Annotated in this window: 4 protein-coding genes; 3 read left to right on the top strand and 1 reads right to left on the bottom strand. The window is 73.6% G+C overall.

The features are described from left to right. Positions 1–144: 144 nt before the first annotated feature. From fabG to SACSA_RS0100405, 3 genes are all read left to right on the top strand, one after another. Complete coding sequence (gene fabG / locus SACSA_RS0100415; protein ID WP_019812596.1) at positions 145–849, top strand: beta-ketoacyl-ACP reductase; 705 nt, start codon at positions 145–147, stop codon at positions 847–849. Positions 850–951: 102 nt separating this feature from the next. Next, positions 952–1,719 carry an enoyl-ACP reductase FabI gene (gene fabI, locus SACSA_RS0100410; RefSeq protein ID WP_019812594.1) on the top strand — a complete coding sequence of 256 codons (768 nt, stop codon included), beginning with the start codon at positions 952–954 and terminating at the stop codon, positions 1,717–1,719. Between the two features lie 165 nt (positions 1,720–1,884). Next, a complete protein-coding gene (locus SACSA_RS0100405) occupies positions 1,885–2,919 on the top strand; it encodes a ferrochelatase (RefSeq protein WP_028661388.1) in 1,035 nt (344 codons plus the stop codon). 138 nt (positions 2,920–3,057) lie between these two features. Here SACSA_RS0100405 and SACSA_RS0100400 read toward each other — a convergent pair whose 3' ends face one another. Next, the gene (locus SACSA_RS0100400; protein WP_019812590.1) at positions 3,058–5,031 is read right to left on the bottom strand and encodes a vWA domain-containing protein; all 1,974 of its coding nucleotides are present in this window, start codon (positions 5,029–5,031) and stop codon (positions 3,058–3,060) included. Positions 5,032–5,206: the final 175 nt, after the last annotated feature.

Genomic DNA, 5,206 nt, shown 5'->3' with positions numbered 1-5,206 from the left:
CCCGGACGATCCTGCCCGGTCCCGGCGCCGCGCCGGACACCGCCCCGGCCCCGCGCGGCGGTGGGGGAGTCCCGCGAACGGGCAGCGAGGCGAACGGATAACCTCGGCGCGGAAGGCAACGAACTCGGCTTCGAGGAGTGTCACGTGGGACGGTCCGTTCTGGTCACCGGCGGCAATCGCGGCATCGGGCTGGCGATCGCGCGGGAACTCGCCGACGCCGGGCATCGCGTCGCGGTGACCCACCGGGGCTCCGGCGCGCCCGAAGGGTTGTTCGGCGTGCAGGCCGACGTCACCGACTCCGAGCAGGTCGACACCGCTTTCAAGCAGGTGGAGGAGCAGCAGGGGCCGGTCGAGGTGCTGGTGTCCAACGCGGGCATCACCGACGACACGCTGCTCATGCGGATGAGCGAGGACCAGTTCACCCGGGTGCTCGACGCCAACCTGACCGGCGCCTACCGGGTCGCCAAGCGGGCCTCCCGCAGCATGCTCCGGGCCAAGTGGGGCCGCTTCGTGTTCCTTTCGTCGGTGATCGGCCTCGCGGGAGGTGCCGGGCAGGTCAACTACGCCGCCAGCAAGGCCGGGCTCGTGGGACTCGCCCGGTCGCTGACCCGCGAGCTCGGCACGCGCGGCATCACCGCCAACGTCGTCAGCCCCGGCTTCATCGTCTCGGACATGACCGACGAACTCTCCGAGCAGCAGCGCGCGGCGGCGCTGGAACGGATTCCGGCGGGCCGTTACGGCACGGCCGAGGACGTGGCCCACGCCGTGCGCTTCCTCGCCTCCGACGAGGCCGGCTACGTCAACGGCGCGGTACTGCCCGTCGATGGCGGCCTCGGCATGGGGCACTGACCCCGCCGCGAGCCGTGCGGGCCGGCCACCGGTGCCGTGTCGCCCGGCCCGCTCCGCCCGCCCGTGTTGTTGCCGAAACCCGCACCGAACTGGAGGACCAGGTTGTCCGGACTGCTCGAAGGTAAGCGACTCCTGATCACCGGCGTGATCACCGACGCGTCGCTGGCGTTCCACGCGGCACGCGTGGCACAGGAGGAGGGCGCGACGGTGGTGCTGACCGGCTTCGGCCGGATGTCGCTGGTCGAGCGGATCGCCTCGCGCCTGCCGGAACCGGCGCCCGTGCTCGAGCTCGACGTGCAGAACGCCGAGCATCTGGCGACGCTGGCCGACCGGGTGTCCGAGCACGTCGACGGCCTCGACGGGGTGCTGCACTCGATCGCCTACGCGCCGCCGAGCTGCCTGGGGGAGCCCTTCCTCGACGCGCCCGCCGAGGACGTCTCGACGGCGGTGGAGATCTCAGCCTATTCGTACAAGTCGGTGGCCGCGGCGCTGCTGCCCTTGCTGAGCCGGGGGTCGTCCGTGGTCGGCATGGACTTCGACGCCCGGGTGGCCTGGCCCGCCTACAACTGGATGGGCGTGGCGAAGGCGGCGCTGGAGTCGGTGAACCGGTACCTGGCGCGCGATCTCGGCGAGCACGGCGTCCGGGTCAACCTCGTCGCGGCGGGTCCGATGAAGACGATGGCGGCCAAGTCGATCCCCGGGTTCACCGAGCTGGAGGAGGGCTGGGGCGACCGTGCCCCGCTGGGCTGGGACACCACCGACCCCACGCCGGTGGCCCGCAGTGTCTGCGCGCTGCTGTCGGACTGGCTCCCGGCGACCACCGGTTCGATGATCATGGTCGACGGTGGGGTCCACGCCACCGGGCAGTGAGCGCCGGCGCGGGTTCGGTGCGCGACGAGTCCCCGCGCACCTCCGCCGCGCGACGAGGCCGCGTGGGGGTGTGCCGCGCCACGGTTCCCCGTGGTGGTGTGTTCCGCGACCCTCCACGTGGGACCCGGCTCTGCGGAGTGCACCGCGCGGCGGGAGGATGAGCGCGTGAACTACGACGCGTTGCTGTGGTTGTCCTTCGGCGGGCCCGAGGGACTCGACGAGGTCATGCCGTTCCTGGAGAACGTGACGCGGGGCAGGGGAGTGCCCCGCGCGCGACTCGAGGAGGTCGCCGAGCACTACCGGCATTTCGGGGGCGTGTCCCCGATCAACCAGCTCAACCGCGACGCGATCGCGGCGGTGGAGCGGGAGTTGTCCGCGCAGGGGATCACGTTGCCGGTCTACTTCGGTAACCGCAACTGGCACCCGATGGTGGAGGACACGGTGCGGCGCATGGCCGAGGACGGCGTGCGCGACGCGCTGGTGTTCGCCACCAGCGCCTACGGCGGCTATTCGGCGTGCAGGCAGTACGACGAGGACATCGCACGGGCGCGCGCGACCGTGGGGGCCGAGGCGCCCCGGCTGCGGAAACTGCGGCACTTCTTCGATCACCCGTTGTTCGTGGCCTCGCTGGCCGACGGCGTTCGTGCCGCCTACGCCGAGCTGAACAGGCCGGACGCGCGGCTGGTGTTCACCGCGCACTCGGTGCCCACCGCCGCCGACGCTGCGGCCGGGCCACCGGAGGAGGGCGGGCACCGGTACTCCCGGCAGGTGGCCGAGGCGGCCCGGCTGGTCGCCGCCGAGGTCGGTGCCGAGGACCACGACGTGGTGTGGCAGTCGCGGTCCGGTCCGCCCGAGGTGCCGTGGTTGGAACCCGACATCGTCGACCACCTCGACGCGCTGCATGCCGACGGCGTCGACGCTGTCGTGGTGTGTCCGGTCGGGTTCGTCTCCGACCACCTGGAAGTGATCTGGGACCTCGACAACGAGGCCGCCGAGCGGGCCGGCGAGCTGGGGATGGCCTTCGCCCGGTCGGCGACACCCAACGCCGACCCGCGATTCGCGCGCCTGGTGGTCGAACTGGTGCGTGAACAGAGTGGGTCGGCCTCCCCGCGCGCCCTGTCGGACCTGGTCAACGGCGGCGACACCGTGGACGGCGCCGTCTGCGCCACCGGCTGCTGCGAACCCGCCCGCCCCCGCTGACCCCACCTCCCGGCGAGTTGCCCTTCCCGGTCGGCGAGTTGCCCCTTCAAGTCGGCGAGTTGCCCCACGAGGTCGGCGGGCCGCCGAGCCGGGGGCACCGACCTTGGCCGCACCCGGGCCAGGTGCCGCCCTGGTGGGTCAGCGCCTGCGCCGGGAGCGCAGGTAGTCCCCCACCACGGCTGCGCCGAGCCCGTCGGCGTCGGCAGCCACGACGCGTCCGCCCGCCCGGCGCGCGAGCAGGTCGACGAACGAGGCGAGCCGGGGATCGTCGCCGAGCCGGAACACGGTGAGGGCCGCGCCCCGCCGCGCGAGGCCGTCCACCTCGGCCACGGTCCGATGCAGGGTGCGGGGGTCGGGCGGGTAGTCGAACACCGCCGTGCCGTCGGCCTCCAGGTGGGCGGTCGGCTCGCCGTCGGTGACCATCAGCACCACCGGGTGTGCGTCCGGGTGCCTGCGCAGGTGCCGCCCGGCCAGCAGCAGGGCGTGGTGAGCGTTGGTGCCCTGCTCCCACGTGCCTTCCATGCCGACGAGTTCGGCGAGGTCCACGGGCGTGGCGTAGCGACCGAAGGTCACCAGCTGCAACGCGTCGCCCCGGAACCGGGTCGAGATCAGGTGGTGCAGCGCCAACGCGGTGCGCTTCATCGGCACCCACCGCCCCTCGGCCACCATCGACCAGGACGTGTCCACGCACAGCGCCACCGCCGCACGGGCCCGGTGCTCGGTCTCGGCGACCTCGACGTCGGAGACGTCGAGCCGCACCGCGCCGGTGGCCTGGCTCGCGCCGGTGGCCGGGCTCGCGGTACGCAGGACCGCGTTGCGCACGGTGCGCGAGACTTCCCACGGTTCGGTGTCGCCGAACCGCCACGGCCTGCCCGCCCCGGTCGGTTCCCCCGCCGCGCCGGCGGAGGTGGTGTCGCGGTGGCCCGTGCGTGCCCGCAGCGACCGGGTCACCTCGGCGAGCGCGGTCTCGCCCAGCCTGCGCAGAGTCTTCGGAGACAGCCGGAGCCCGCCGTCCGCGCCCCGGTGGAACAGGCCTTGCCGCCGGAGCTGCCGCTCCAGTTCGGCGAGCCTGCGCGCGTCCACGGCGGCGTCGGGACCCAGGCGGTGCTCGAGCAGGTCGGTGTCGATGTCCTCCAGCCGCGCGCCGGGGTAGCCCTGGGAGAGCTGCTCGGCCAGCGCGTCGAGGTCGGACAGCTCCGTCAGAGCGCCGACGCCGTCGGCAAGGCCCAGCGGGTCGTTCCCGCGGAACGACGCCGACGACGTCCAGTCCTGGCCGGGCCGAAGACCGCGCAGGCGGGCATCCAGCGCGGCAAGGCCCTCGGCGATGCGCGGGTCGCCGAACGCCTGACGGGACAGGTCGGCCAGCTCGGCGCGCTGTTCGTCGGTCAGGGAGTTGAGCATGCGCTGCGCCGCGGCCGACCGGGCGGCGAGCGCGTCGACCAGCTCCTCAACGGTGCGCGGGCGCTCCGGGAAGAACTCGCCGTGCCGGTCCATGAAGTCGGTGAACCGCCGCTCGACGTTCTCGCCGCGGGCGTGCGCGTCGAGCAGGGAGTTGAGCTCGGCCAGCATGGCCGCGACGCGTTCGGCGTCGGCCCGCGTGCTCGACCGGAGCGCATCGGCCATGCCCTGGAAACGCGACTCCATGAGTTGCTCGCCCAGCAGCTCCCGGATGCGGTCGTAGGCGTTCCGGCCGGTCTCGGAGGTCCACGGGTACTCGGCGAGTTCACCGACCGCGGCGGCCGTTCCGGAGGGCAGCGCGTCGAGCACCGCCTCGCGGAAACGGGCGTCGTCGTCCGAGCGTGCCGCCAGCGCCGTGCGCTCGGCGTCCAGCGCCTCGTCCAACAGCCGCCGCACGTCGCGCAGGGTGCCGTCGAGCCGGTGCCCGCGTTGAATCTCCGCGCGGCGCCGCCACAGCCGCCGGGTCAGTTCATCGAGCCCGGCGGTGGCGGAGGTTCCCCGGCGCAGCAGTTCCTCCAGCGCCGTGCGGGGTGACGAGCCGGACAGCACCTCCGCTCCGATCCGGTCGACGGCCTCACGCAGATCCAGCGGCGGGGCGAGCGGGTCGGGGCCGTCGTGGTACGGCCCGTAAGAATAGGACTCGGGCTGGGTCATGGCCGCTCCGTGGTCGGCAGTGGGTGTCCGCGCCCGCCACGGCGGCGCGGTGCGGAACGGGTCACGGCCCGTACACCGTGGTGCCGTCGTCGGCGTCCTTGGCGAGGCGGCGCGCCAGGTACAGCGACTCCAGCGCCAGCTCCACCGCGGCGGCGATGCGGGCGGGCGGGTCGTC

It is taken from the genome of Saccharomonospora saliphila YIM 90502 (assembly GCF_000383795.1).
Classification (GTDB): domain Bacteria; phylum Actinomycetota; class Actinomycetes; order Mycobacteriales; family Pseudonocardiaceae; genus Saccharomonospora; species Saccharomonospora saliphila.
The sequence above is the reverse complement of the archived record's forward strand: the minus strand, read 5'-3'. Positions and strand labels throughout refer to the sequence as shown.